This is a genomic window from Patulibacter minatonensis DSM 18081 (assembly GCF_000519325.1).
Classification (GTDB): domain Bacteria; phylum Actinomycetota; class Thermoleophilia; order Solirubrobacterales; family Solirubrobacteraceae; genus Patulibacter; species Patulibacter minatonensis.
Genome location: NZ_KI912613.1, coordinates 4,027,974 through 4,050,459, shown reverse-complemented (window position 1 = coordinate 4,050,459; position 22,486 = coordinate 4,027,974). Strand labels below are relative to the sequence as shown.

Annotated in this window: 18 protein-coding genes and 1 riboswitch; of the genes, 9 read left to right on the top strand and 9 right to left on the bottom strand. The window is 74.1% G+C overall.

Features of this window, described 5'->3' with window-relative positions; all coding sequences use genetic code 11:
• The first annotated feature begins 117 nt into the window (after positions 1-117).
• Complete coding sequence (locus tag PATMI_RS0118870) at positions 118-438, top strand: group III truncated hemoglobin (RefSeq protein ID WP_245604199.1); 321 nt, start codon at positions 118-120, stop codon at positions 436-438.
• 52 nt (positions 439-490) lie between these two features.
• Here PATMI_RS0118870 and PATMI_RS0118865 read toward each other — a convergent pair whose 3' ends face one another.
• On the bottom strand, positions 491-931 hold the full coding sequence (locus PATMI_RS0118865; protein WP_026911999.1) for a hypothetical protein: 441 nt from the start codon (positions 929-931) through the stop codon (positions 491-493).
• Positions 932-1,263: 332 nt separating this feature from the next.
• On the opposite strand from PATMI_RS0118865, the gene PATMI_RS0118860 reads away from it, so the two are divergent.
• Positions 1,264-1,800: a hypothetical protein gene (locus PATMI_RS0118860; protein ID WP_026911998.1), complete on the top strand. Its 537-nt coding sequence runs from the start codon at positions 1,264-1,266 to the stop codon at positions 1,798-1,800.
• A 27-nt stretch (positions 1,801-1,827) separates the two neighbouring features.
• Here PATMI_RS0118860 and PATMI_RS0118855 read toward each other — a convergent pair whose 3' ends face one another.
• Complete coding sequence (locus tag PATMI_RS0118855; protein ID WP_026911997.1) at positions 1,828-2,097, bottom strand: DUF2277 domain-containing protein; 270 nt, start codon at positions 2,095-2,097, stop codon at positions 1,828-1,830.
• A gap of 127 nt (positions 2,098-2,224) precedes the next feature.
• Here PATMI_RS0118855 and PATMI_RS35075 point away from each other — a divergent pair, with 127 nt between their 5' ends.
• On the top strand, positions 2,225-3,028 hold the full coding sequence (locus PATMI_RS35075) for an MOSC domain-containing protein (RefSeq protein WP_026911996.1): 804 nt from the start codon (positions 2,225-2,227) through the stop codon (positions 3,026-3,028).
• 84 nt (positions 3,029-3,112) lie between these two features.
• Entirely contained in the window at positions 3,113-3,970 is an 858-nt protein-coding gene (locus PATMI_RS0118845) for a phytoene/squalene synthase family protein (RefSeq protein ID WP_026911995.1), read from the top strand.
• Positions 3,971-4,073: 103 nt separating this feature from the next.
• Here PATMI_RS0118845 and PATMI_RS31605 read toward each other — a convergent pair whose 3' ends face one another.
• The 5 genes from PATMI_RS31605 to PATMI_RS35070 all read right to left on the bottom strand — a co-directional run bounded on the left by PATMI_RS31605 (position 4,074) and on the right by PATMI_RS35070 (position 10,783).
• On the bottom strand, positions 4,074-5,624 hold the full coding sequence (locus tag PATMI_RS31605; RefSeq protein WP_084270077.1) for an ABC1 kinase family protein: 1,551 nt from the start codon (positions 5,622-5,624) through the stop codon (positions 4,074-4,076).
• 184 nt (positions 5,625-5,808) lie between these two features.
• A complete protein-coding gene (locus tag PATMI_RS0118835; protein ID WP_026911994.1) occupies positions 5,809-6,669 on the bottom strand; it encodes a siderophore-interacting protein in 861 nt (286 codons plus the stop codon).
• Between the two features lie 141 nt (positions 6,670-6,810).
• Positions 6,811-7,458: a hypothetical protein gene (locus PATMI_RS0118830; protein WP_051472032.1), complete on the bottom strand. Its 648-nt coding sequence runs from the start codon at positions 7,456-7,458 to the stop codon at positions 6,811-6,813.
• 301 nt (positions 7,459-7,759) lie between these two features.
• Positions 7,760-9,685 (bottom strand): acyl-CoA dehydrogenase family protein, encoded by a 1,926-nt coding sequence (locus tag PATMI_RS31600; RefSeq protein ID WP_051472031.1) that lies wholly within the window; start codon positions 9,683-9,685, stop codon positions 7,760-7,762.
• 198 nt (positions 9,686-9,883) lie between these two features.
• Positions 9,884-10,783, bottom strand: coding sequence for a C40 family peptidase (locus PATMI_RS35070; protein ID WP_051472030.1), 900 nt, complete (start codon positions 10,781-10,783; stop codon positions 9,884-9,886).
• 6 nt (positions 10,784-10,789) lie between these two features.
• Positions 10,790-10,935: riboswitch (cyclic di-AMP (ydaO/yuaA leader) on the bottom strand.
• 423 nt (positions 10,936-11,358) lie between these two features.
• Between PATMI_RS35070 and PATMI_RS31590 the strand changes: the two genes are divergently transcribed.
• The 3 genes from PATMI_RS31590 (at position 11,359) to PATMI_RS0118805 (ending at position 18,381) form a co-directional block, all read left to right on the top strand.
• On the top strand, positions 11,359-12,789 hold the full coding sequence (locus tag PATMI_RS31590; protein ID WP_051472029.1) for a reverse transcriptase family protein: 1,431 nt from the start codon (positions 11,359-11,361) through the stop codon (positions 12,787-12,789).
• Positions 12,790-12,950: 161 nt separating this feature from the next.
• The gene (locus tag PATMI_RS38580) at positions 12,951-17,213 is read left to right on the top strand and encodes a phosphodiester glycosidase family protein (protein ID WP_026911992.1); all 4,263 of its coding nucleotides are present in this window, start codon (positions 12,951-12,953) and stop codon (positions 17,211-17,213) included.
• A gap of 115 nt (positions 17,214-17,328) precedes the next feature.
• Positions 17,329-18,381: a DNA topoisomerase IB gene (locus PATMI_RS0118805; RefSeq protein WP_026911991.1), complete on the top strand. Its 1,053-nt coding sequence runs from the start codon at positions 17,329-17,331 to the stop codon at positions 18,379-18,381.
• Between the two features lie 72 nt (positions 18,382-18,453).
• On the opposite strand, the gene PATMI_RS31585 is transcribed toward PATMI_RS0118805, so the two are convergent.
• Entirely contained in the window at positions 18,454-19,164 is a 711-nt protein-coding gene (locus PATMI_RS31585; protein ID WP_245604198.1) for a DUF3159 domain-containing protein, read from the bottom strand.
• A gap of 186 nt (positions 19,165-19,350) precedes the next feature.
• Between PATMI_RS31585 and PATMI_RS0118795 the strand changes: the two genes are divergently transcribed.
• Both PATMI_RS0118795 and PATMI_RS31580 read left to right on the top strand, forming a co-directional pair.
• The gene (locus PATMI_RS0118795) at positions 19,351-20,772 is read left to right on the top strand and encodes an MFS transporter (RefSeq protein ID WP_036726114.1); all 1,422 of its coding nucleotides are present in this window, start codon (positions 19,351-19,353) and stop codon (positions 20,770-20,772) included.
• Between the two features lie 49 nt (positions 20,773-20,821).
• Positions 20,822-21,286 (top strand): nucleoside 2-deoxyribosyltransferase, encoded by a 465-nt coding sequence (locus PATMI_RS31580; protein ID WP_036726112.1) that lies wholly within the window; start codon positions 20,822-20,824, stop codon positions 21,284-21,286.
• A gap of 18 nt (positions 21,287-21,304) precedes the next feature.
• Here PATMI_RS31580 and PATMI_RS35065 read toward each other — a convergent pair whose 3' ends face one another.
• Positions 21,305-22,435, bottom strand: coding sequence for a L,D-transpeptidase family protein (locus PATMI_RS35065; RefSeq protein WP_051472027.1), 1,131 nt, complete (start codon positions 22,433-22,435; stop codon positions 21,305-21,307).
• Positions 22,436-22,486 lie beyond the last annotated feature (51 nt).

The window sequence follows — 22,486 nt, the reverse complement described above, 5'->3', positions numbered from 1 at the left end:
CCCGACATCCAGGACCGCGACGACTGCGAGCGCCTCGTCCGCGCCTTCTACGGCCGGGCGCTGGTCGACCCCGTCGTCGGGTTCATCTTCACCGACGTCGCCGACCTCGACCTGGACGTGCACGCGCCGCACGTCGCGACGTTCTGGGAGACCGTCCTGCTCGGCGCGAAGTCGTACACCGGCGGGGCGTTCCACCCCCACGCCGCGCTGCACGCGAAGGTCCGCCTCCGTCCCGGGCACTTCCAGCGCTGGCTGCTCCTGTGGCACACCACCGTCGACGAGCTCTTCGCCGGCGAGCGCGCCGAGCACGCGAAGCTCCACGCGGACCGCCTCGCGTTCGCGTTCCAGGGCCGCCTGCGGACGATGACCCCGCCGGAGGACGTCCCTGCCGCTCCGCCCGGGCTCTCCGTGACGCGGCACGGCCCGCCGGTGGACTGATCGACACGCGGGCGACCGGCCCCACCCACCGGTCGCGAGGTCCCGGGCCCGGTCAGGCCCCGAAGCGGTCCCGGCGGGGGCCCGACGGCGTGTGCAGCACCGCATCCCGCAGCGACGGCGGCAACGTCGGCGGCGGGGCGTCGGCGACGGGCGGCGGCGGGTAGTGCCGCTCGGCGGCCCGCGTCGCCTCCGCCTGGAAGACGTGGATCGGGATGCGCTGCTGCGCGTCGCTCGCCGCGGCGAACCGACGCCGGGCGGCCCCGACGACGTCCCGCACGACGTCCCGCTGCCAGCGCTGCGAGCGGTCCTCCCGCCGGCGCCACGCGGCGACGACCGCGCACCACGCATGGGCGCCGGCGGCTCCGGCGCACCGGGGCGGGTCGTCGACCAGCGCGTCGGTCGGGTCGTCCGTCGCGAACTCCGAGCCGGACGTGGCGAACCGGATCACGAGCGCCTGGCCGTCGACGGTCGCGCGGTAGGTCAGCTGCTTCATGCGCGGCGGCCGTGCGATCCCCGGAGGGCGGGTGCGGTCATGGATGTCGGAGCACGGCGGTGGGGGTGCGGGGGACGCCGGTCGGTGCGGTCGGGCGCATCGGAACGGTGTTCGCGACAGAGTACGCGCGCAGGCGGCCGACGTCACGCCCGTTCGACGGCCCGTCCGCCCGCCGGACGCCCCCGACGCGTCCCTCGGGAGGCGCGGGCCGTCGACGCACCGGGAGCGCTCCCGCGGGCTCCGTCGATCTGTGCGCTCCGTCGCCGGAGCGGTCGATATCATTCGATACCGAACATTCATGCGACTGACACCGAACCGATACCAGGACCGGCGTGCCTGAGCCGGGCGCAGCACGGCTCGTCGCAGGACGGCTGGGCCGCCTCCGGCGATCGGCGACCCGTGGCGCCGACGATGCGGAGGCCACGGCCGGCGCCGTCCCCGCGGACCCCGCCACCGTCGCGGTCGACCGTTCAGCCACGAGCGATCCCCGCACGATCGCGGACCTCTCGACGATCGAGACGCTCCTCGCCCGCCACGGCCACCAGGTCCGGGTCTCCGACCGCACGGTGCCCGGCGAGGTCGGCACCGCCGCCGCGCGGGCCGCCTACCTCGTGCTGGAGGACGTCGCGATGACCCTCGTGCGCCGGGCGACCGGCGATCAGCGGGTGAACATCAGGATCCGCTGCGAGGGCGAGCACGTCGTGATCGCGGTCCAGACGCTCGGGACCGCCGATCGCCCGCGGCCGCTCGTCCTGACGCCGCGCGACGAGGACACGCTCCGTCGTCGCATCGAGGGCGCGCACGGGCGCGCGACCCTCCGGACCACGCACGGCGGGAACTGGCTCGCCATGGCGCGGCTCCCCCGCTGACCGACGGGCGCTGCGCTCCCGGCGGGGCTATGCGGCGAAGCGCTTCTCGGAGCGGGCGCGGGCCTTCGCGGCCTCGACCTCGCGGTCCTTCGGGGGCGCGGTGGTCACGAGCGCGCCGAGGAGCTCCTCGGTGATGCGCGCGACCTCGTCGACCGCGTGCGCGAAGGCCTCTTCGTTCGCCTGGGACGGCTTCGTGGAGCCGCTCACCTTCCGGACGTACTGGAGCGCGGCCGCGCGGACCTCGTCGTCCGACGCCGGCGGCTCGAAGTTGTGCAGGGTGCGGATGTTCCGGCACATGTCGCCAGCGTAGACCATCGATTCCCGGCCGGCGACCGGTTCCACGGCCCGGCGACGACGCGTGTCCGCCGACCGCGACACCCGTCGGGCCGTGCTGCGCGCCCGGCGGATCGCGTAGCGTCCGCGCATGGCGAGCACCGACCGCGAGGACCACGCGCCGCGGGTGACCCGCCTGTCGGTCACCCCGATCAAGGGCTTCGCGCTCCAGCACCCGGACGAGGTGCGGCTCGAGCGCTCCGGGGCGGTCGGGGACCGCGACTTCGTCGTCGTCGACGACCGGGGCCGGCTCGTATCGATCACGAAGACGGGTGCCTGGGTCGACCTCACCGCGCGGTACGACCGCGGGTCGGGGCGGCTCGACGTCCGCGACCGCGACGGCGGCCGCTGGGACGCGACCGTCGTCCCGGGCGACCCGGTCGGCGTCGACATGTTCGGGCTGCGGACGACGCCGGGCCACGTGGTCGAGGGACCGTGGTCGGCGCTGCTGTCGGAGCGGGCCGGGAAGGACGTCCGGCTGGTGCTGCTCGACCGTGCCGGGGACGGCTCCGACGTCCACCCCGTCACGGTCCTCGGCGAGGCCACCGTCACGCACCTGGCCGAGCGCGCCGGGGTCGGGACGGTCGACCCGCGCCGGTTCCGGATGCTCCTCGCGGTGTCCGGTACGCCGGCCCACGCCGAGGACGGGTGGGCCGGCCGGACCGTCCGCGTCGGACGGGCGCTGATCGAGGTCGGCGGGCCCGTCCCGCGATGCGCCGGCGTCACCCGGCACCCGGACGAGGGTGGCCGCGACCTCCCCGTCGTCCGCATGATCAAGGCCTACCGCGGGATGCAGGAGACCGAGCTCGGACCCGGCGTCGCCCTCGGCGTGTACGCCCGCGTCCTCGAGCCGGGAGCCGTCCGCGTGGGCGACGCCCTGGTGTTCGAGGACTGACCGGCGGCGGCCTGGCGCGTCGTCGGGTGGCGCGCGACGGGTCCGCGTTGTGCGCGGGCGCCCGCACTGGGACGATAGGGGTGCGTGCTCACCCGAACCTCACCGCAGGACGCGGTCGCCACCGCCTACGACCGCTGTCGCCGCATGCAGTGCCGGCACGATCCGACGTTCTTCCTCGCGACCGCCCGCCTCCCCCGCAGGACCCGCCCCGCGGTCCATGCGCTCTACGGCTTCCTCCGGGGCGCGGACGAGATCGTCGACGGCCGCGGTCGCGCCTCCACCCCCGAGACCCGGCGCGCGGCGCTCGACGCGTGGCAGCGGGCGCTGCAGGAGGCCGTGGACGGCCGACGCCCCGACCACCCGGTCCTCGCCGCGCTCGCCGACGCCGGCCGCCGGCACGACATGCCGCTGCACCTGCTGGAGACGTACATGCAGTCGATGCGCGTCGACTGCGCCGACCGGGTGCGGATCCCCGACGACCAAGCGCTGGACCGTTACATGAACGGCAGCGCGGCCACGGTCGGCCGGCTGATGGCCCCGCTCCTGGACGCCCGCGGCGAGGGGACCGAGCCCCTGGCGCGGCTGGGGGTCGCCTTCCAGCTCACGAACTTCATCCGCGACGTCCGCGAGGACTGGGCGATGGACCGCGTCTACCTGCCGGGGCTGGACGAGGACGAGCTCCGTCGCGGCGTCGCCTCCCCCCTGCTGCGCGGCCGGATCGCCGACGACGTCGCCCGCGCCCGCGGGCTGTTCGCCGACACGGTCGAGGTCGAGGACCACGTGCCGGTGTCCATGCGCCGCGGCATGCGGCTCGCCCGCGCGGTCTACGGGCGCGTGCTCGACCGGGTCGAGGCCCTCGGCTACGACGTCCTCGCCGGCCGCACCACGGTCGGGGCCCGCGACCTCGTGCCGATCGCCGCGACGGCGTTCCGCGGCGGCTGACCGCGGGCCACGGCCGGCCGCGGACCCGCCGGCCGACGGGATCGGCCGGGGGCGGATGACGGAGGACCCACCCGCGGCCCGTGTGCGACGCCCGGTCCCCGGGCTACGCGTCGGGACCACCCGGGGTCGCACCTGCGGCCGGGGCCGCCGGGAGCAGTTCGGCGGCGAGCGCCCCGCCGTCGCGCCCGAACAGGTCGGCGAGGATCCCGGAGACGACCGCCAGGACGTCGGCGTCGGGCGCCACGGCCGCCGCGAAGCCCGAGAGGTAGAGCAGGTTCTTGAAGAAGAGGACGAGCTCCTTCGGCATCCGGAACCCGCCGGCCGCGAGGGTCCGCAGCAGCCGTCCCAGGGTCTCCCCCAGCCGGTCGAACGTGACCTGGCCGTCGGTCCGCGCGTCGAGGCGCGAGAGGTCGCGCTGCAGGCTCTGGACGAGCGCCTCCACGTCGGCGCCCTCGTCGATCGCCCCGAAGGTCCGCATCGCCTCGACCTGGGCGCGCGCGTCGGACGCCGCGAACCCGAGCAGGAACCGCACGAGACCCGCGCGCTGCGGGGCGTCGAGCCGGCCGCACATGCCGAAGTCGACCATCGAGAACGTGTCGCCCTCGACGAGGACGTTCCCGGCGTGCAGGTCGCCGTGGAAGAGCCCGTGGACGATCGTGGCCTCCAGCACGCCGCGCACGCCCGCGGTGAAGAGCCGCGCGCCCGCGTCGCCCGCCACCGCCGCGGCCGGCAGTCGGGTGTAGGAGACGCCGGGCAGCAGCTCCATGACGAGCAGCCGCTCGGTCGTCAGCGCCGGGAACGGCCGCGGGACCCGGACGTCGTCCGCTCCCAGGTCCTCCAGCACGGCGACGCTCTCGACGAGGTTCGCGGCCTCGAGGCGGAAGTCGAGCTCCTCGAGCGTCAGCTGCGCGAAGAGCGTGACGAACCCGGGCAGGTTCGCCGCACGCACGCCCTGGTGCATCCGGTCGGCGGCGGCGCAGACGAGCGCGAGCGTCTCGATGTCCGAGCGGAACGCGCGGCGCAGGCCCGGGCGGCGGACCTTGACGACGACCTCGGTGCCGTCCCGCAGCACCGCCCGGTGGACCTGACCGATCGATCCGGCGGCGAGCGGCTCGGACTCGAACGAGGAGAACGCGTCGAGGTCCCCGAGCTCGCGACGGACGACCTCCTCCGCGACGCCGGGGGACATCGGCGGCGCCTCGTCGCGGCACCAGGCGAACGCGTCGACCCACTCGTCCGGCAGCAGGCCGCGCGCGCTCGCGATGAACTGGCCGAGCTTCACGTACGCGGGGCCGCCGGCGCGCACGAGGCGGTCGGCCCGCTCGATGGTGCCGTCGCCCCCGCCGGGAGGTGCCACGGGGAGCCCGGTGGCGGCCGCCGCCGCGGACAGCAGCGCCAGCGGGGCGTCGGGGGCCGCGGCGCGGGCGACCCGCCAGGTGGTGGTCGCGAGCGAGCCGACCGTGTCGGGCCAGATCCGGGGCGCGGCGAGGCGCTCGGCGTCCCGCGCGAGGGCCGCCCGGCGCGCGACCGCCGACGCCTCCGCCTCGAGCGCCCACGCGGTCAGGCCGTCGACGGCGGCCAGTCGGGTCGAGGCGCGCAGCAGCGCCGGGCGTGGGGGCAGCGGCGGTGCGGCGGCGGCCGAACGGGGCGTCATGACCGTGACCGTCTCAGTGCACGCATGTTAACTGTGTGAGGTCGGGCATCGTGCGGTGGCGGGCCCGCCCCTGTCGATCCGGCGGCCGCCCGTCCTTCCGGCTACGGTACCGTAACCGCACCGCGGGACGGCACGACGACCGGCATCGCTGACCGTCCGCGCACCGATCGGGCGACGCCCGACCCTACGCCCGCACGTCGGCCTCGACCTCGGCGTTCCACGCGGCCTTCGACGACTGCCAGCCGTCCTCGTCCAGCGCGCGCTTCCAGTAGCCGGAGATCGAGAGGTCGCCCTTCTCGAGGCCGCGGTCGGCGAGCAGGTGACGCCGCAGCTCGCGGACCACGACGGCCTCCCCGTGGACGAAGGCGTGGACCCGGCCGGGCGGGAACTCGAGCTCCCGGACGGCGACGGCCAGCGGCTCGTCCGCCGGTGGCACGGCACCGCTGTCGCCACGGTGGAGCCACGTGACCCGGAGGTCGCCGGGCGACGCGAGCTCCTGCTCCTCGGAGGCGTCGTGCACCTCGGCGACGACGTGGACCGGGACGCCCGCGGGGATCCGCGGCAGCGATGCGGCGATCGCCGGTAGCACCGACGCGTCTCCGACGAGCAGGTGCCAGTCGGCGTCCGGGTCCGGTGCGTAGGCCCCGCCCGGTCCGAGCAGCTGCAGGACGTCCCCCGGCCGGGCCGCGGCGGCCCACGGACCCGCGAGCCCGGTGTCGCCGTGCTGCACGACGTCGATCGTGAGCTCGAGCGTCGCGGGATCCCAGTCGCGGACCGTGTAGGTCCGCGTCCGCGGCCACTGGTCCTTCGGCAGGGTCCCGCGGACCTCCGCGAGGTCGTAATCGGGACCGTACGGCGCTCCGGCGGGCGGGAAGAGGAGCTTCACGTAGTGGTCCGTGAACGCGCCGGCCCCGAAGCCGTCGAGCCCGGGGCCGCCGAGGACGACCCGGAGGACGTGCGGGGAGACCCGGTCCACGCGCTGCACCGTGGTGCGCACGGCGCGGCGGGCGGGTCGAGGGGTGCTCGTCGGAGAAGCGTCGGCCATGTTAGGGAGACCGTACAACAGTGCTCCCGTCGGCCCGTGTGCGCGCCCGGAACGACGGACGCCGCCGCCGGAGGTGCTCCGGCGACGGCGTCGGGTGCCGCTGGGTCGCTCCGCCGCCCGGGGCGGCGCAGCGACCGTGGACTACTTGACCGGGACGGTGATCTTCGCGACGCCGATGACGAGGCCGGCCTTCAGCGCGTTGGCGCCGGTGAGGCTGTAGGTCTTGTTCAGCAGGTCGGCGGCCTCCTGCTTGAGCTTGACGGTCGTGCCCTCGAGGATCGCCTTCGTCTTCTGCTCGTTCAGGCGCAGCGGCTTCAGCGTGCGGCCGTCGAGGAAGAAGAGCGGGGCGGACGGGGCGGCGACCTTGCCGTCGACGGAGACCTTGCCGGTCAGCGTCGAGGTGCCCGGGTCGATGACGAAGTCCTCGAGCTCGGTCTTCTTGCCGCCGGCGGTCAGCGAGAGACCGGAGCCGTCGTGGTCGAGCTCGCCCTGCACGTAGGGCTGGACCGGGCCGCTCGGCTTGTAGTACTTCACGCTGCCGCCGGTGACGGGGAAGCTCGCGACGCCCTTGTCGCTGATGTTCGCGTCGCCGACCGGGGCCGGGGTGACCTTCAGGGAGGTCAGCGCCTTGACGAAGCCGGCGTCGAGCGTGACGCGGGTGATGCCGCCCGTGACGTCCTTGACCTCGGCCTCCGGCTTCGTGCTCTGGGCGCCGCCGCCGTTGGTCGTGACGGGGTCGCTGTCGTCGTCGCCGCACGCGGTCACGCCAAGGGCGAGGGCGCCGGTCATGGCGAGGGCCGGAAGAGTCCGGGTGAAGAAGGAACCGCGGAAGTGCGTCGTTGTCATGTCAGGTAGAACGGCGGACCTCCGCAACTGGATGCCCCCGGATGTCGACGGCATGCACGAACACGGTGCTCGGCGCGCCGGTTGCCGGAAATCGCTGCGTACGCCGCAGGTTTCGCGGGACGCCGGCCGGGCGCCCCGGGAACGCGCCGGGGGCGCCTCGACGGCGCCCCCGGGTGCTGCTCGGTGCGGAGGAGGTGCTCCCCCGCCCTCGTCGTGTCCCGTCCGGGGCCTCCCGGGCGACGACTCAGGCCTCGACGGGCTCGGCGTCCTTGCCCGACCCGGCCACGGGCTGGCGGTAGTCCGCGCCGAACAGCGACTCGGTCGCCGTCTCGTCGTACGGGATGCCCTCCTCGAGGAACGTGTACCGGCCCGTCAGGACCTTCTGCGCGAGCTCGAAGTTCTCGTCGTCCTCGTTGCTGCGCAGCCCGTGGAAGAGGTCCTTCGTGCGGCGCCGCGCCTGCAGGCAGAAGAGACCGGCGAGCTCGTCGATCTCGCGGGCGCGCTCCGGGTGCGCCTTCTTCTGCGCCTCGGCGTACGCGACGGTCGCGGCGATCGAGAAGAGCTCGCCGCCGATGTCGACGATGCGGCCGAGGACGGCGCCCTTGGACTCGAGCTTCGCGCCGTGGCGACCCATCGCGTAGAACGTCACGCGGGCGAGCTTGCGCGAGTTGCGCTCCGTGAAGCGCAGGTGCTGGGCCAGCGCGCCGAACTCGTCGTAGGAGCGCGGGTTCTGGCCCTCGCCCGTCGTCAGGTTCGGGAACCACTTGGCGTAGAACTTGCCGGCGCCGACGGCGAGCTTCGCCTTCTCGGACAGGCCGCCGTCGCCCTCGATGAGCTCGCCGGCGATCTTCAGGTGCTGGTCGACGGCCTCGCGGGCGATCTGCAGGTGCATGATCTCCGTCGAGCCCTCGAAGATCCGGTTGATGCGCATGTCGCGCAGCGCGCGCTCGACCGGGACCGGGCGCTCGCCGCGGTTCTTCAGCGACTCGGCGGTCTCGTAGCCGCGGCCACCGCGGATCTGGACGAGCTCGTCGACGACCTTCCAGCCGAGCTCGGAGCCGACGAGCTTGCCGACGGCGGCCTCGATGCGGATGTCGGAGCGCTTGGAGTCCGACAGGCGGGCGGTGACGTCGACGACGGCCTCGAGGCCGAACGCCGTGGCGTTGATGAACGCGATCTTCTGCGCGACCGGGTCGTGCTCGCCGACCGGCTTGCCCCACTGGACGCGCTCGGTGGCGAACTCGCGGGAGACGCGGGCGGCCCACTTGGCGGTGCCGGCGCAGATGGCGGGCAGCGCGAGGCGGCCGGTGTTGAGGGTCTTGAAGGCGATCTTCAGGCCCTCGCCCTCCTTGCCGATCAGGTTCTCGGCCGGCACGAAGACGTCGTCGAGCCGCGTGACGGAGTTCTCGATGCCCTTGAGGCCCATGAACTGGTTGCGGCTCTCGACCGTGATGCCCTCGGAGTCGTACTCGAGGACGAAGGCGGAGACGCCGCCCTTGTGGCCGTCGCTCTTCGGGACGCGGGCCATGATCACGACGATGTCGGCGATGACGCCGTTGGTCGCCCACAGCTTGCGGCCGGTGATGCGGTAGCCGGTGCCGTCCGCGGTCGGGATCGCCTGCGCGGCGAGGCGGGCCGGGTCGGAGCCGACGTCGGGCTCCGTGAGCAGGAACGCCGAGATGTGGTCCTTGGCGACCTTCGGCAGCCACTTCTGCTTCTGCTCCTCGGAGCCCGCGATCAGGAGCGGCTCGGAGACGCCGATCGACTGGTGGGCGGAGAGCAGCGCGCCGAGCGAGCCGTGCCACGTGCCGACCATCGCCAGCGCGCGGTTGTAGTCGACCTGCGAGAGGCCGAGGCCGCCGTACTTCAGCGGCACCTTCATGCCGAACGCGCCGAGCTCCTTGAACCCGTCGATCACGGGCTCGGGGATCTTCGCGTCGCGCTCGATCTGGAGGTGGTCGACCTCGTTCTCGAGGAACGTCTGCAGCTTCTCGAGGAAGACCTTGCCGCGCGCGGCCTTCTCGGCGTCGTCGGCCGGCAGCGGGTGGATCAGGTCGAACTGGAAGTCGCCCAGGTAGAGCTCCTTGCCGAAGCTCGGGAGCTTCCACTCGGTCTCGCGGGCGTCCTCGGCGAACTTGCGGGACTCGGCGCTGGTCGGTTCGGTGCTCACGTGGCGTCTCCGTGCTGGCGGCTGGCTAGATTGACTGGTCAGTCAATCTTCTCTACCGAGAGTAGCGCGACCGCCCGGGATCCGCCACCCGGAGCCGTCCCCGAGGTGCGCCGGCCGGTCCCGGGAACGGGCGAGGGCCGCCCAGTGGGCGGCCCTCGATGGTCCTGCGGTGCCGCGCGGGGCGCGGCGGTGGGCGCGTCAGCGGCGTGCGGCCGCCGTCGTCGTGTCCGTCGCGGTGATGCGACGGGCGCCGACGTACGCGGCTCCCCAGTAGTCGTCGTCGATCTTGTGCTCCATCACGCCCTTGGTGGTGGCGGAGATCACCGTCGTCGCGCTCGTGGCGATCCCGACGTGGGACGCGCCGGCGCCGGCGGTGGAGAAGAAGACGAGGTCGCCCGGCTGGATGTCGGCCTTCTGGACCGCCGTGCCCTCCTTGTACTGCTCGAACGACGTGCGCGGGAGCGTGATCCCGGCCGTCTTGAAGGCGAAGACCGTGAGGCCCGAGCAGTCGAAGCCGGAGGCGTCGTTGCCGCCGCTGGCGTACGGCGTGCCGATGACGGACTGGGCGGCGGCGATGACGGCGGACATGTCGCCCGCGGCGGGCGTGGTCGTCGACGCGTCGGTGCCGGTGGCCTTGCCGCTGAGCTTCTGCTCGACGGCGGCGGCGAAGGGCATCTTCATCGCCTTGATCGTCTCGAGGTTCGGGCGACCGGTCTTCGTGAGCTTGCGCTTGGACTGGTACTTCTTGAGCGCCGTGCGGGTCTTCGCGCCCAGGGCGCCGTCCGCCTTCACGTGGATGCGCCGCTGGACGAGCTTGTTCTGCGCCTTCGTCAGCGTGATCGTCTTCGTGGCAGATGGCGTCCCCGTGCTCGGTGCGGCGGGCGTCGAGGTGCCGTCGGTCGGCGCCGTGCCGTCGCCGGGCGTGGTCGACGTGCCGTCACCCGGCGTCGTGGTCGTCGTGCCGTCCGATGGCGTCGTGCTGGTCGAGGTGCCACCGGTCGAGGTGCCGCCGGTGGCGGGCTCCTGGGCCATCGCCGCGGGGGCGGAGGCGAGCATGAGCGTCAGCGCGACGGCGACGCCGCTGGTCAGGCGTTTCACGGGGTACGGCTCTCTTTCGTCGGCCTACGGGGTTAGCTGACGGGCGAGCGCAGAAAGATCGCGCCTCCACCTCGGGAGGTGGATGAGCCCCGGTGTCGATTGGTTCCCCCGTTCGCCGGAGAGGATCTCCGGCGACTCGGCTCTGGGCACCGTAGCAAGGACGTCGGTGGACATGTCCCGCTTCCTGCATGGTGCAAGCCCTCGACCCCGCGGTCGCGGCTCGCGGGGCTGCGATCGTGGCGCCCCGGCACCGGTGCCGGTCTGCGAGCATCGCCGCGTGTGGTGGACGGGGCGGGCACGCACTAGGCTCGGCGGGGACGACGGCGGGGCCCGAGACGGCACCGCGGATCCCTCGGGATCACGGGCCGCTCCGGGGAACCCCCGGGGGCACCGGTGATGGCCGGACATCGCATCGCGTGCGCTCGACCGCCGCTCCGCGCGGGGGCGCGCACGCACGACGCAGGAGGTCGGGCCCCGTCGCCGTCGTCGTCCGGACCGCGCCGCCCCGGCCACCCGCTCCGGGACGGTGCGACCGGCCGCGTGCCGCGGGCGCTCGCCGCGACCGGGCCGACGGCGTGAGGCGCGGACCCGCGCCGCTCGGCACGCCGCCCGGCGACCTCGCGCAGGCCGCCGCCGCGGCGCTCCTCGCCGGGGCCTGGACCGAGCGCGCCATGCTCCGCCGGCTACAGCAGGCGGTGCGACCCCTCGGCCCGCGGCTCCCGGCCCGCCTCGTCGCCTCCGTCCTGGCCCTGCACCGCACGCCGCCGGCGGACGCCCCTCGGGCGCTCGCGCAGGAGATCGACGACCTCGTCCGCGGGCACGCACCCCGCGGTGGATGGCCGCCCAACGCCCGCGTCCGCCGCCGGTACGCGCCGCCCACCGCCATGCGCGGCGCCCGCTGGCCGGTCGCCCCGCTGCCGACGGTCGCCGCGCTCGGCCGCCTGGTCGGGGAGCGCGACCCGGGCGCGCTCGCGTGGCTGGCCGACGTCCGCGGGCTCGAGCGCGAGGTCCCCGACGAGCGGCTGCGGGCCTATCGCTACACGCACCACCCGCGGACGGGCGGTCCTCCCCGGGTGCTCGAGCGCCCGAAGGCCCGCCTGAAGGAGGTCCAGCGCACCCTGCTGCGCGAGGTGCTCGCACCGATCCCGCCGCACGACGCCGCCTGCGGGTTCGTGGCCGGACGCTCGGTCCTCGACCACGCCGCGCGGCACGTCGGGCGCACGGTCGTCGTGCAGCTGGACCTCGAGGACTTCTTCGCGCAGGTGACGGCCGGCCGCGTGTTCGGGATCCTGCGTGCCGCGGGCTACCCGGAGCCCGTGGCGCACGCGATCGTCGGGCTGACCACGAACGTCGTGCCGTACGGCTTCTGGGCCCGGATCCCGCGACCGGACGGGCCGCGCGAGATCGAGCGCCACCACCGGCTCGGTCGGCGCCTGGCGACACCCCACCTGCCGCAGGGCGCCCCGACCTCCCCCGCCCTCGCGAACCTCGCCGCGTTCCGGCTCGACCGCCGCCTCGACGGCCTGGCCCGCTCGCTCGGCCTGACGTACTCGCGCTACGCGGACGACCTGGCCCTGTCCGGCGGACGGCACCTCGCACGGCGGGCGTACGAGCTCGAGCGGACGATCGCGGCGATCGCGGCCGACGAGGGGTTCCGGGTGAACCCGCAGAAGACGCGCGTCCGCGCCCGGGAGGGCCGGCAGACCGTCTGCGGGATCGTCGTCAACGAGCGCCCGGCGGTCGCGCGGCGCGACGTCGACCGGCTCCGCGCGCTCCTCCACGAGGCGGAGGTCGCCGGGCCGCGCGCGGCCGACCGCGGCGGGATGGGACCGGCGTTCGAGGCCCACGTGCGGGGCCGCGTCGCCTGGGTCGCGCAGGTCCACCCCGCCCGCGGAGCGCGGCTGCGGGAGCAGCTGCGGCGGGTCGACTGGAGCGCGCTGCGGGACACCGGGGACGCGGGTGTTCACCGGTCTTCACCGCCCGGTGACCGACCGTTCACGAGTTGACGGCGTACCTCGGCGCAGAGTGACGTCGGCACCGCTCCGGCCTCCTCAGGGCCGCGCGGTCCGTCTCCCATCCCCCGTCCGACGCGGTCCCCCGCGCGGCGGTCCATCGATCCACTGGAGCTCCGATGTCCGGAAGCCCTTCACGCGCCCGACGGTGGCGCGTGCCCCTGGCCGCATTCGCGGTCCTCGTCGCCCTGCCATCAGCCGCCCACGCGGCCGACCCCCTCGCGGTCGTCGACCACACCGAGACCCTCGGCCCGGGGATCACCCTGCGCCACCAGCAGTACCTCGAGTCCACGGGCTGGGTGAACCGCCAGGTCGTCACGGCCGACCTCGGCAACGCCGCGGTCGGCTCCGACCTCCTGACCTCCGGGAAGGTCGCGAAGGGCTCGGCGCTGACCGACCAGGCCAACGCCGCCGGAGCGGTCGCCGGCATCAACGGCGACTTCTTCGACATCGGCAACTCGGGCGCGGCGCTCGGGTTCGAGGTCGGTGGCGGGCAGCTGATCAAGTCCGGTGACCGCAACGGCGGACGGAGCTTCGGCGTCGGGAAGGACGGGATCGCCCAGCTCCTGACGCTCGCGCTGGACGGCAAGGCGACCTTCGCCGGCCAGGCCCGCGCGCTCAGCGGCCTGAACAAGGTGAACGTCGGCGCCAACGCGATCGGCGCCTACGACCACCGGTGGGGCGCCTACACCCGCGCCACCCAGGTGACGGGCTCCAACGTCGCCGAGGTCCTCGTCGCGGGCGGCAAGGTCGTGCAGGCGGCGGCCACGCCCGCCGCGGGGCAGCTGCCCGACGGCACCACCGCGCTCGTCGGCGCCGGCACCGGCGCGACCGCGCTGAAGACGCTTGCGGTCGGCGATCCGGTCGAGCTCTCCTACGCGCTGAACCCCGACGCGGCGAAGAACCTGCAGTTCGCGATCGGCGCGGACACGCAGCTCGTGACCGGCGGCGTCGCGCAGAACATCGGCGACACCGCGATCGCCCCGCGGACGGCGATCGGCTTCAAGGACGGCGGCCGCACGCTGATCATGCAGACGGTCGACGGCCCGGGCGGCACCGGCAACGGCGGCGTCACCCTCACGAAGGAGGCGGCGATGATGGCCGACCTCGGGGCCGAGACGGCCGTCAACCTCGACGGCGGCGGTTCGACCACGATGGTCGCGCGGGCGCTCGGCGACACCTCCGCGACGGTCCGCAACGTGCCGTCGGACGGCAGCGAGCGGGCGGATCCCAACGGGGTCGGCCTGTTCGTGAAGCCCGGCGACGGCAAGGTCGACGACCTCGTCCTCTCCGCCGTGGTGCCGGCCGGGAAGACGGACGACGACTCCGGCCGGGAGGCCACGGTCTTCCCCGGTCTCCACCGCACCCTGACGGCCAAGGCGGTCGACGACCACGACACGCCGGTGCCGTTGCAGCGCGGCGACGTGCGCTGGTCGTCCGACGCCGGCACGGTCGACGGCGGGGTCCTGCAGGCGCCAGACGCGTCCGATCGGACGGTCACCGTCCGCGGCCGGACCGACGCGGCGCAGGCCGAGGAGCAGGTCCGCGTCCTGCGGCCGCTGCGCACCCTCGAGCTGTCGTCCAAGCGCCTCTCGTTCTCCGCCTCCGGCGCCTCGTCGGCCGTCGGCCTCCAGGTCACCGGCCGCGACGGGCAGGGCTACACCGCCCCGGTCGAGTCGCAGGACCTCGACCTCGACTACGACCGCTCCGTCGTGCGGATCGCTCCCGACGGCGCCGGCCTGAAGGTCACGCCGCTGAAGTCCGGCGGCACCGTCCTCACCGTGAAGGTCGCGGGCCGGACGGCGAAGCTGCCGATCTCGATCGGCGTCGAGACGAAGACGCTGTTCTCGTTCGACGACGGCGGCGCGGCCGCGACCCCGCCGCGCTGGGCGCCGAACGGCACCTCCGGCAACGGCACGGTCATGACCGACACGCCCGAGGGGCTGAAGGTCACCTACAACGCCTCCCGGAACTTCGGGTTCACGGCGTCGGGCGTCGTCTCGCGCGGCGTCGAGATCCCGGGGCAGCCGCTCACGGTCCGCCTGAAGGTCACCTCGAGCCACAGCGCGTCCCTGGCCTACATGGGCCTCTTCGACGCCGCCGGCAAGAGCTACGGCCTGTTCGCCCAGACCGACCCGGTCACCGGCCTCGCGATGAACGGGAAGGGCACGGAGCAGGACCTGAACTTCACGATCCCCGCCGGCGTCACGTTCCCGCTGCGGTTCAACTCGTTCCAGGGCATCGAGACGAACACCGGCAACCAGGCCGCCGGCACCTACACCGTGCGGTCGCTGCAGGCGGACGTCCCGAGCGCGGTCGAGATCCCTGCGACCGAGCCCCTGAAGGCCGACCCCCTGTTCTCGCCGGACGGTCGCATCCCCACGGACGCGAACGACTGGTCGTTCGCGACGCTGTCGGACATCCAGTTCACGGCCGACGCGCCGGAGCTCACGAAGGTCGGCGTCGCGGCGCTCAAGCGCATCCGTGCGACGAAGCCCGACCTCATCGTGCTCAACGGCGACATCACCGACCGCGGCCTGCCGCAGGACATGACGCTCGCGCGGCAGACCCTCGAGCAGGGCGGCTGCCGGCTGATCCCGCTGACCTCGACGATCGGCCGCGACGACACGCCCGCGCCCGACGACACGACGACGCCCTGCTACTACCTGCCGGGCAACCACGAGTCCTACGGCCTGGGCAACGTCCAGTCGACGACCGCGCCGTTCGAGGCCGAGTTCGGCCAGCCCTACGGCACGTTCGACCACAAGGGCACGCGCTTCCTCATCCTCGACTCCGCGTACGGGAACCTCCGCAGCTCGAGGTTCGAGCAGCTGCCGATGCTCCAGCAGGCGCTGACCGAGGCGAAGAGCGACCCGAAGGTCAGGAACGTCATGGTCTTCGCGCACCACCCGGTCGACGACCCGGCGGAGACGAAGGCCAGCCAGCTGACCGACCGCACCGAGGTGTCGCTGGTCGAGAACCTCCTGTCGGACTTCCGGAAGGACAGCGGCAAGGGCGTCTCGATGGTCGGCTCGCACGCGCAGATCGCCGACGTCCACCGGCTGGAGGGCGTCCCGTACACGGTGCTCCCGTCCTCGGGCAAGGATCCGTACGGCACGCCGGACCGCGGCGGCTTCACCGGCTTCCTCCGCTGGACCGTCGATCCGGACGACGACGCGGGGCAGCAGTGGCTGACGGCCGACGTCAACGCGTTCGCGCAGTCGATCACCCTGAACGCCCCCGAGGCGCTCGAGGTCGGGACCTCCCAGACCCTCTCCGGGAGCATCGTGCAGCCGGCGGGCGTCAGCACCGGCTCCCGCGTGGTGCCGCTCGCGTACCCGATGTCCGTGCACTGGTCCGGCGACGCCGGCCTGGCGATCGGCAGCGGTGACGCCGCCGCCGACGCCGCCCGGAAGGCCGGCAAGGTCGCGATCCTGGACCCCGTCACGCGACAGCTGACGGGCCTGAAGAAGGGTGACGTCCAGATCTCCGTGACGAACCAGTCGATGCGCGAGTTCACGGGCGAGGCGTCGCTGGCCCCCGTCACGACGACGAAGACGGTGCACGTCACCGCCTTCACGGGCCCCGGTCCGCGGTTCTCGGCGGCCACGCCCGTCTTCGCGACGCAGCCGGTCGGCACGATCGGGACCGGGCAGTCGGTCGAGGTCCGCAACACGGGCGACCGTCCGCTGGTCCTCGGCGACGTGCGGATCGAGGCGTCGGACGCGGCGTCGGCCGGCGACTTCCTCCTCTCGGACGACACCTGCGCCTCCACCGAGGTCGCGCCGGGCGGCACCTGCCGCGTGCTCGTCCGCTTCGCACCGTCGCGGAAGGACGCGACGTCGACCGCGGCCCTGCGGTTCGCCACGAACACCGCGGAGCGCACGGCGTCCGTCCCGCTGACGGGCACGAGCAGCGGACTCCCGGCCGGACCTCCCGGCGTCCCGGGGGCCGACGGTCAGCCCGGTCCACAGGGCACCACGGGCGCGCCCGGGACGAACGGTGCGGACGGGGCCCCCGGCGCGACGGGCGCCACCGGGGCGGCGGGGACGAACGGGACGGACGGCGCGACCGGCCCCCGGGGCCCGAAGGGCGACAGGGGCGCGAAGGGCGCCACCGGCAGCACCCCGCGCGTGACCGTCTCGTGCCGTCTGATCCGCAACCGTCGTGCGGTCTCCTGCACGGTGCGGAGCACGACGGCGAACACCCGGAAGGCGGCGGTGCGGGCGACCGTCCGGGTCGCCGGCAGCCGCCGGACCGTCACCCGATCGGGCTCCGGCCGCGTCACGGTCGTCGCGACGAGCACGCGACGGCTCACGGGCCGGACGCGCGTGTCCGTCGTGACGCGGGTCGCGGGCACCGCGAAGGCGCAGAAGGCGACGTCGGGCGTCGCCGCCCGGACGACCGCGCTCCGCTAGCCCGGACGTCGTGGGGCCCGCCCCGTCGTCCTCCGGGACGGCGGGGCGGGCCGCGACCGTGCGGTGCGCCACGCTCGCGTGTGCGGACGCCGGAAGCGGGCACAGGAGCGGACCGATGAACCGCCTGCGCCGCTCCGACCACGACGCCCCCGGCATCACGCGGGTCGGCGCCGGGACGGGGTTCTTCTACCGCGACGCCGACGGCGAGCGGATCACCGACGACCGGACGATCGAGCGCATCGAGGCGCTCGTGATCCCACCAGCCTGGGACGACGTCTGGATCGCACCGCACGAGAACGGGCACGTCCAGGCCACGGGCATCGACGCCGCCGGCCGCAAGCAGTACCGGTACCACGACGCCTGGCGCGAGCAGCGCGACCACGAGAAGTTCGACCGCGTCGTCGCGTTCGCGGCGCGGCTCCCGAAGCTCCGCGCGACCCTCATCCAGCACCTGCGGCAGGACGGCCTCCCCCGCGACCGCGCGCTCGCCTGCGCCGTGCGCCTGCTCGACCTCGGGTTCTTCCGGCTGGGCTCCGAGGACTACGCGGAGGCCAACGACACCTACGGCGTGGCGACCCTCCAGCAGCGGCACGTGAAGGTCGAGGACGAGCAGGTCGTCTTCGACTACACGGCGAAGGCCGGGAAGCGCCGGGTGCAGGTGATCGCCGACAAGGAGGTCGTCGACGTGGTCGAGCGCCTGAAGAAGCGCCGCGGCAGCAAGAACCGGCTCCTCGCCTTCAAGGACGGCGGGCGCTGGAAGGAGCTCCACCCGGGGGACGTCAACGACTACCTCAAGGAGCACGCCGGCGACTGCTCCGCGAAGGACTTCCGTACCTGGAACGGCACCGTGCTGGCCGCGCTGGGGATCGCCGTCAAGGCCGACGACGACCTCGACGACCGGGGCCGCGACCAGGCGGTGGTCGACACGGTCAAGGAGGTCGCGTACTTCCTCGGCAACACCCCGGCGGTCGCGAAGGCGTCGTACGTCGACCCGCGGGTCTTCGCGCGCTTCGACGCCGGCTGGACGATCGCCGCGCGGGTCCGGGAGCTGGGCGGGCCTGAGGCCTTCATCGACCCCGAGGGCCGCATCGCCCTGGAGGACGCGGTCCGCGACCTGCTCTCGGACGCGGGCGACGACTCGCCGGCGCTGGCGCGGGTCGACGCCTGAGCCGGCTCCGGGAGGTCGAGGCCTCCCGTCCCCGGAGCGCCGGGGACCCGTCGACGGCGCTCGTGCCGTGGCTCAGGCGATGGCGGTGGTGGCGGCGTTCGCCTCGGCGCGCTTGACCATCAGGAACGTCAGCCAGAGCCCGAACGCGAACAGCGGGATGCCCATGGTGACCCGGGCGACGCCCTGCGCCGCCACCGCGTCGGCGAGGTAGAGCGGCAGCTGCACGGCCACCCGCAGCAGGAACAGCCCCACCCAGATCCACGTGATCCGCACGTAGGTCCGGGTGAGCAGCGGGTCCTTCCGCCAGCCGGTCGGATCGCCCGTGAGGCTGCCGATCAGGAGCCCCATGATCGGCCAGCGGACGAGGATCGACACGAGGTAGGCCCCGGCGTAGCCGATGTTGATGAGGATCCCGGGGAGGAAGAAGTCCGACGCGTTGCCGGTCTTGGCGACGATGAACCCCGCCAGGGCGATGCCGAAGAGCCCGGAGAGCGCGAACTGCAGCGTCTGACCGCGCACCAGGCGCGCGATCGTCAGCGACGCGCCGACGACGACCGCGACGATCGCGGCGATCGTGGCGTCGTGCCCGCCGATCGTGTAGACGGACACGAAGAGGGCGGCCGGGACCGACGACTCGGCGACCCCGAGCGGCCCGCCGACGGCGTCCAGGAGCGACGGCGGCTCCACGGCCTTGCGGGCGGGCGCCCGGTCGGCGGCCGGCTCGGACGCCGGACCGGTCCCGTCGGCGGGGTCGGGGGACGGTTCGGCGGGCGACGCGGTCACGGGCAGGGAGGGTACCGGCGCGCCACCTCCTGTCCCCCGGACCGCGTCGGCGCCGCCGTTCGTCGATCCCTCCAACCGGTGCCGGGAACGAACGCGGACCGTGGTCCGGACCCGTGCGATACTTGTATGCGGCAGCGGTGGATCCCGAGGGCTTCGCCGCCGTGAACCAGTCCTCCAGGAGGCCCCGTGTCATCGACCGACGTCGCGCGCCGATCACCCCCCACCCTGACGCTCGCCGTCCTGTCCCTCGGCGCGGTCTCCTACTCGCTCCTGCAGTCGCTGGTCGCCCCCGCGCTGCCGGACATCCAGGAGGCCACGGGCGCCTCGGCCTCGGCCGTCAGCTGGATCCTCACGTCGTACCTGCTCGCGGCGTCGGTCGCGACGCCGATCCTCGGTCGGCTCGGGGACATCCACGGCAAGGAGCGGGTCCTCTTCTGGGTGCTGGTCGCGCTCGGCGTCGGGACGCTGATGTCGGCCGTCGCCACCTCGCTGCCGCTGCTGATCGCCGGGCGCATCGTGCAGGGCGCCGCGGGCGGGATCTTCCCGCTCGCGTTCTCGATCATCCGCGACGAGTTCCCGCGCGAACGGGTGGCCGGGGCCATCGGGATGATGTCGTCGCTGCTCGGCATCGGCGGCGGTCTCGGCGTCGTCCTCGCCGGCGTGATCGTCGACAACCTGAGCTACCACTGGCTCTTCTGGATCCCGCTCGTCGCGATCGTCGCCTCCGCCGCGCTGACCTGGCGGTACGTGCCCGAGTCGCCCGTCCGCGCGCCGGGATCGATCAACTGGACCGGCGCGCTCCTGCTCTCGCTCGGGCTGTCGGTGCTGCTGCTCGGCGTCAGCCAGGCGTCGGACTGGGGCTGGGGGTCGCCGAAGACGCTGGCGATGCTCGTCGTCGCGCTCCTCGTCCTCGGCGCATGGATCCGCAACGAGACCGGGGCCACGGACCCCCTCGTCGACATGCGCATGATGCGGATCCGTGGCGTCTGGACCACGAACGCCGCCGCGCTGCTGGTGGGCGTCGGCCTCTACACCTCGTTCATCCTGATCCCGCAGTTCGTGCAGGAGCCGACGTCGACGGGCTACGGGTTCGGCTCGTCGGTGACCGCCGCCGGCCTGTTCCTGCTGCCGTCGACGGTCGCGATGCTCCTCGTCGGCCAGTTCACCGGGAAGATCGAGCGGCGCTTCGGCGCGCGGGCGTCGCTGCTCGCCGGGTGCGCAGTGACCGCCGCCGCGTACGCACTGCTCGCGTTCGCCCACACCGAGCACTGGCAGGTGTACCTCGCCTCCGCGCTCCTGGGCGTGGGCCTCGGCCTGTCGTTCGCGGCGCTGGCGAACCTCATCGTCGTCGCGGTCCGGCAGGACCAGACGGGCATCGCGACCGGCATGAACACCGTGATGCGGACGATCGGCGGTGCCGTCGGCGCGCAGCTGGCGGGGACGATCCTCGCCGGCACCCTCGTGGCCGCGACGGGTCTGCCGTCGGAGGGCGCCTACACGGCGGGCTTCCTCATGTGCGCGGGCGCGCTCGTGGTCGCGATCGCGATCTCGGTCGCGATCCCCGGCCGCGGGCGGATCACCGCGGCGACGGCGGTCCCGGCCGATTGAGCCGGGTCGGGCGCGGTCCGTCCGGCCGGACGACGGTAGCGTCCGCGGCGTGCCCCGCCCCCGCTGCTACGTCGCCTCCCCGCTCGGCTTCTCCGAGACCACGCGTCCCTGGTACGCCGACGTCCTGCTCCCGGCACTGGTGGAGGTCGTCGATCCCGTCGACCCGTGGTCGCTGACGACCGAGGCCGAGATCACCGCCGCGTACGAGGCCGGGCGGCACCGCGAGATCGCCCTGGAGATCGGCCGACGGAACATCGAGGCGATCCGGTCGTGCACGATGCTGATCGCGCAGCTCGACGGGCAGGAGGCCGACAGCGGGACGGTCGGCGAGCTCGGCTACGCCGCCGGGCTGGGGCTGCGCTGCCACGGGATCCGGAGCGACCTGCGCCAGGCCGGTGAGCCCGGCGTGCCGCTGAACCTCCAGGTCGCCTCGTTCGTCGAGGCGACCGGCGGGATCATCGCGGCGTCGCTGGACGGTCTCGTCGCCCACCTGCGGGCCGAGTTGCGGGACTGACGCCCCGCCGGCCGGAGGTCAGCTGGAGACGATCACCAGGTCGCCGATGTCGAGCATCCCGTAGACCTTCTTCGCGGTCGCGATCGGCAGCTCGACGCAGCCGGCGGACTGCTGGCTGCCGTACGACGCGCGCTCGAACCCATGGACGGCGTCGCCGTTGTGGAAGTAGCTGACCCACGGCACGCCGGGGTCGCTGTAGTGCGAGCCGTCGGGGTTCGTGCCGCTCATGTCGGACGCCGGGGTGTGCTCGAAGATCGGGAACGAGCCCGACGGGGTCTCCGCCCCGGGCGCCCCGGTGTTGGCCACCGTGGTCAGCACGGTCGCACCGGCGCGGTGGACCGTGAGGCTCTCGTTGCCGCCCTTGTGGACGGTCACCCACGTGTAGGGACCCTGCGCGCGCTGGTCCTGGGTGAGCGCCGAGAGCAGCGACCGCCAGGTCGCGGGCCCCATGTAGCCGTCGACGTCCAGCCCGCGCCGGTGCTGGAAGGCCATGATCGCGCCCTGCAGGGCCTCGGTCCGCTTGCCCGAGACGACCTTCGGGGCGTCGTCGTACCGGGCGACGAGCCTCCCGGTCGGCCGGAACAGCTGCTTCGCGGCCGCCTTGCGCGAGACGGCCCCCGAGGACGGCAGCCTCGTCGTGCCGCCGCCGCTGACCCGCACCGGCAGGTAGCGCAGGTGCGCGAGCGCGTTCTCCGCCGCGCGGTCACCGGGGCACGCGACCTTCAGGTGCGCGGTGCGCGTCCGGCCGAGCGCGGACTGCCCCGTACCCGTCGTCCTCGCGGGCACCTTCAGCGTGTAGCTCGCGCACGGGGTGAGCGTGGCCGTCGGCGTGAAGGACTCCGTGGTGCCGTGCGTGGACCAGGTTCCCGCGACCTTCGGGCTGATCGTCGGGCGGGGCGATCCGGGAGCCGGCGCCGCGGACAGCTCGACGTTCACGTTCGCGGTCCCGTCGCGGTCCGTCCGCTTCGGCCAGCGGGTGATCGTGGTGGCCGGGCCGGTGGTGGCCTCCGGCGTCGTCCGGGCGGCGTCGGTCGAGGAGCTCCCGGCGGCGGCCGGGTCGTCGGAGCCGCCACATCCCGCGAGCCCCGCGCCGGCGACGAGCACGACGGCGAGCGGGACGGCGAGACGGCGGGACGCAGGCGTCGTCATACCCCGAATGTAGCCCTCCCGGACCGCGGTCCGCGCCGCCGAATCGTCAGT

Bases quoted from the DNA above. Each gene is read 5' to 3' on its own strand.
- PATMI_RS0118865 (WP_026911999.1), bottom strand. From the start codon at position 931: ATGAAGCAGCTGACCTACCGCGCGACCGTCGACGGCCAGGCGCTCGTG.
- PATMI_RS0118855 (WP_026911997.1), bottom strand. From the start codon at position 2,097: ATGTGCCGGAACATCCGCACCCTGCACAACTTCGAGCCGCCGGCGTCG.
- PATMI_RS35075 (WP_026911996.1), top strand. From the start codon at position 2,225: ATGGCGAGCACCGACCGCGAGGACCACGCGCCGCGGGTGACCCGCCTG.
- PATMI_RS31605 (WP_084270077.1), bottom strand. From the start codon at position 5,624: ATGACGCCCCGTTCGGCCGCCGCCGCACCGCCGCTGCCCCCACGCCCG.
- PATMI_RS0118835 (WP_026911994.1), bottom strand. From the start codon at position 6,669: ATGGCCGACGCTTCTCCGACGAGCACCCCTCGACCCGCCCGCCGCGCC.
- PATMI_RS0118830 (WP_051472032.1), bottom strand. From the start codon at position 7,458: ATGACCGGCGCCCTCGCCCTTGGCGTGACCGCGTGCGGCGACGACGAC.
- PATMI_RS0118805 (WP_026911991.1), top strand. From the start codon at position 17,329: ATGAACCGCCTGCGCCGCTCCGACCACGACGCCCCCGGCATCACGCGG.
- PATMI_RS35065 (WP_051472027.1), bottom strand. From the start codon at position 22,435: ATGACGACGCCTGCGTCCCGCCGTCTCGCCGTCCCGCTCGCCGTCGTG.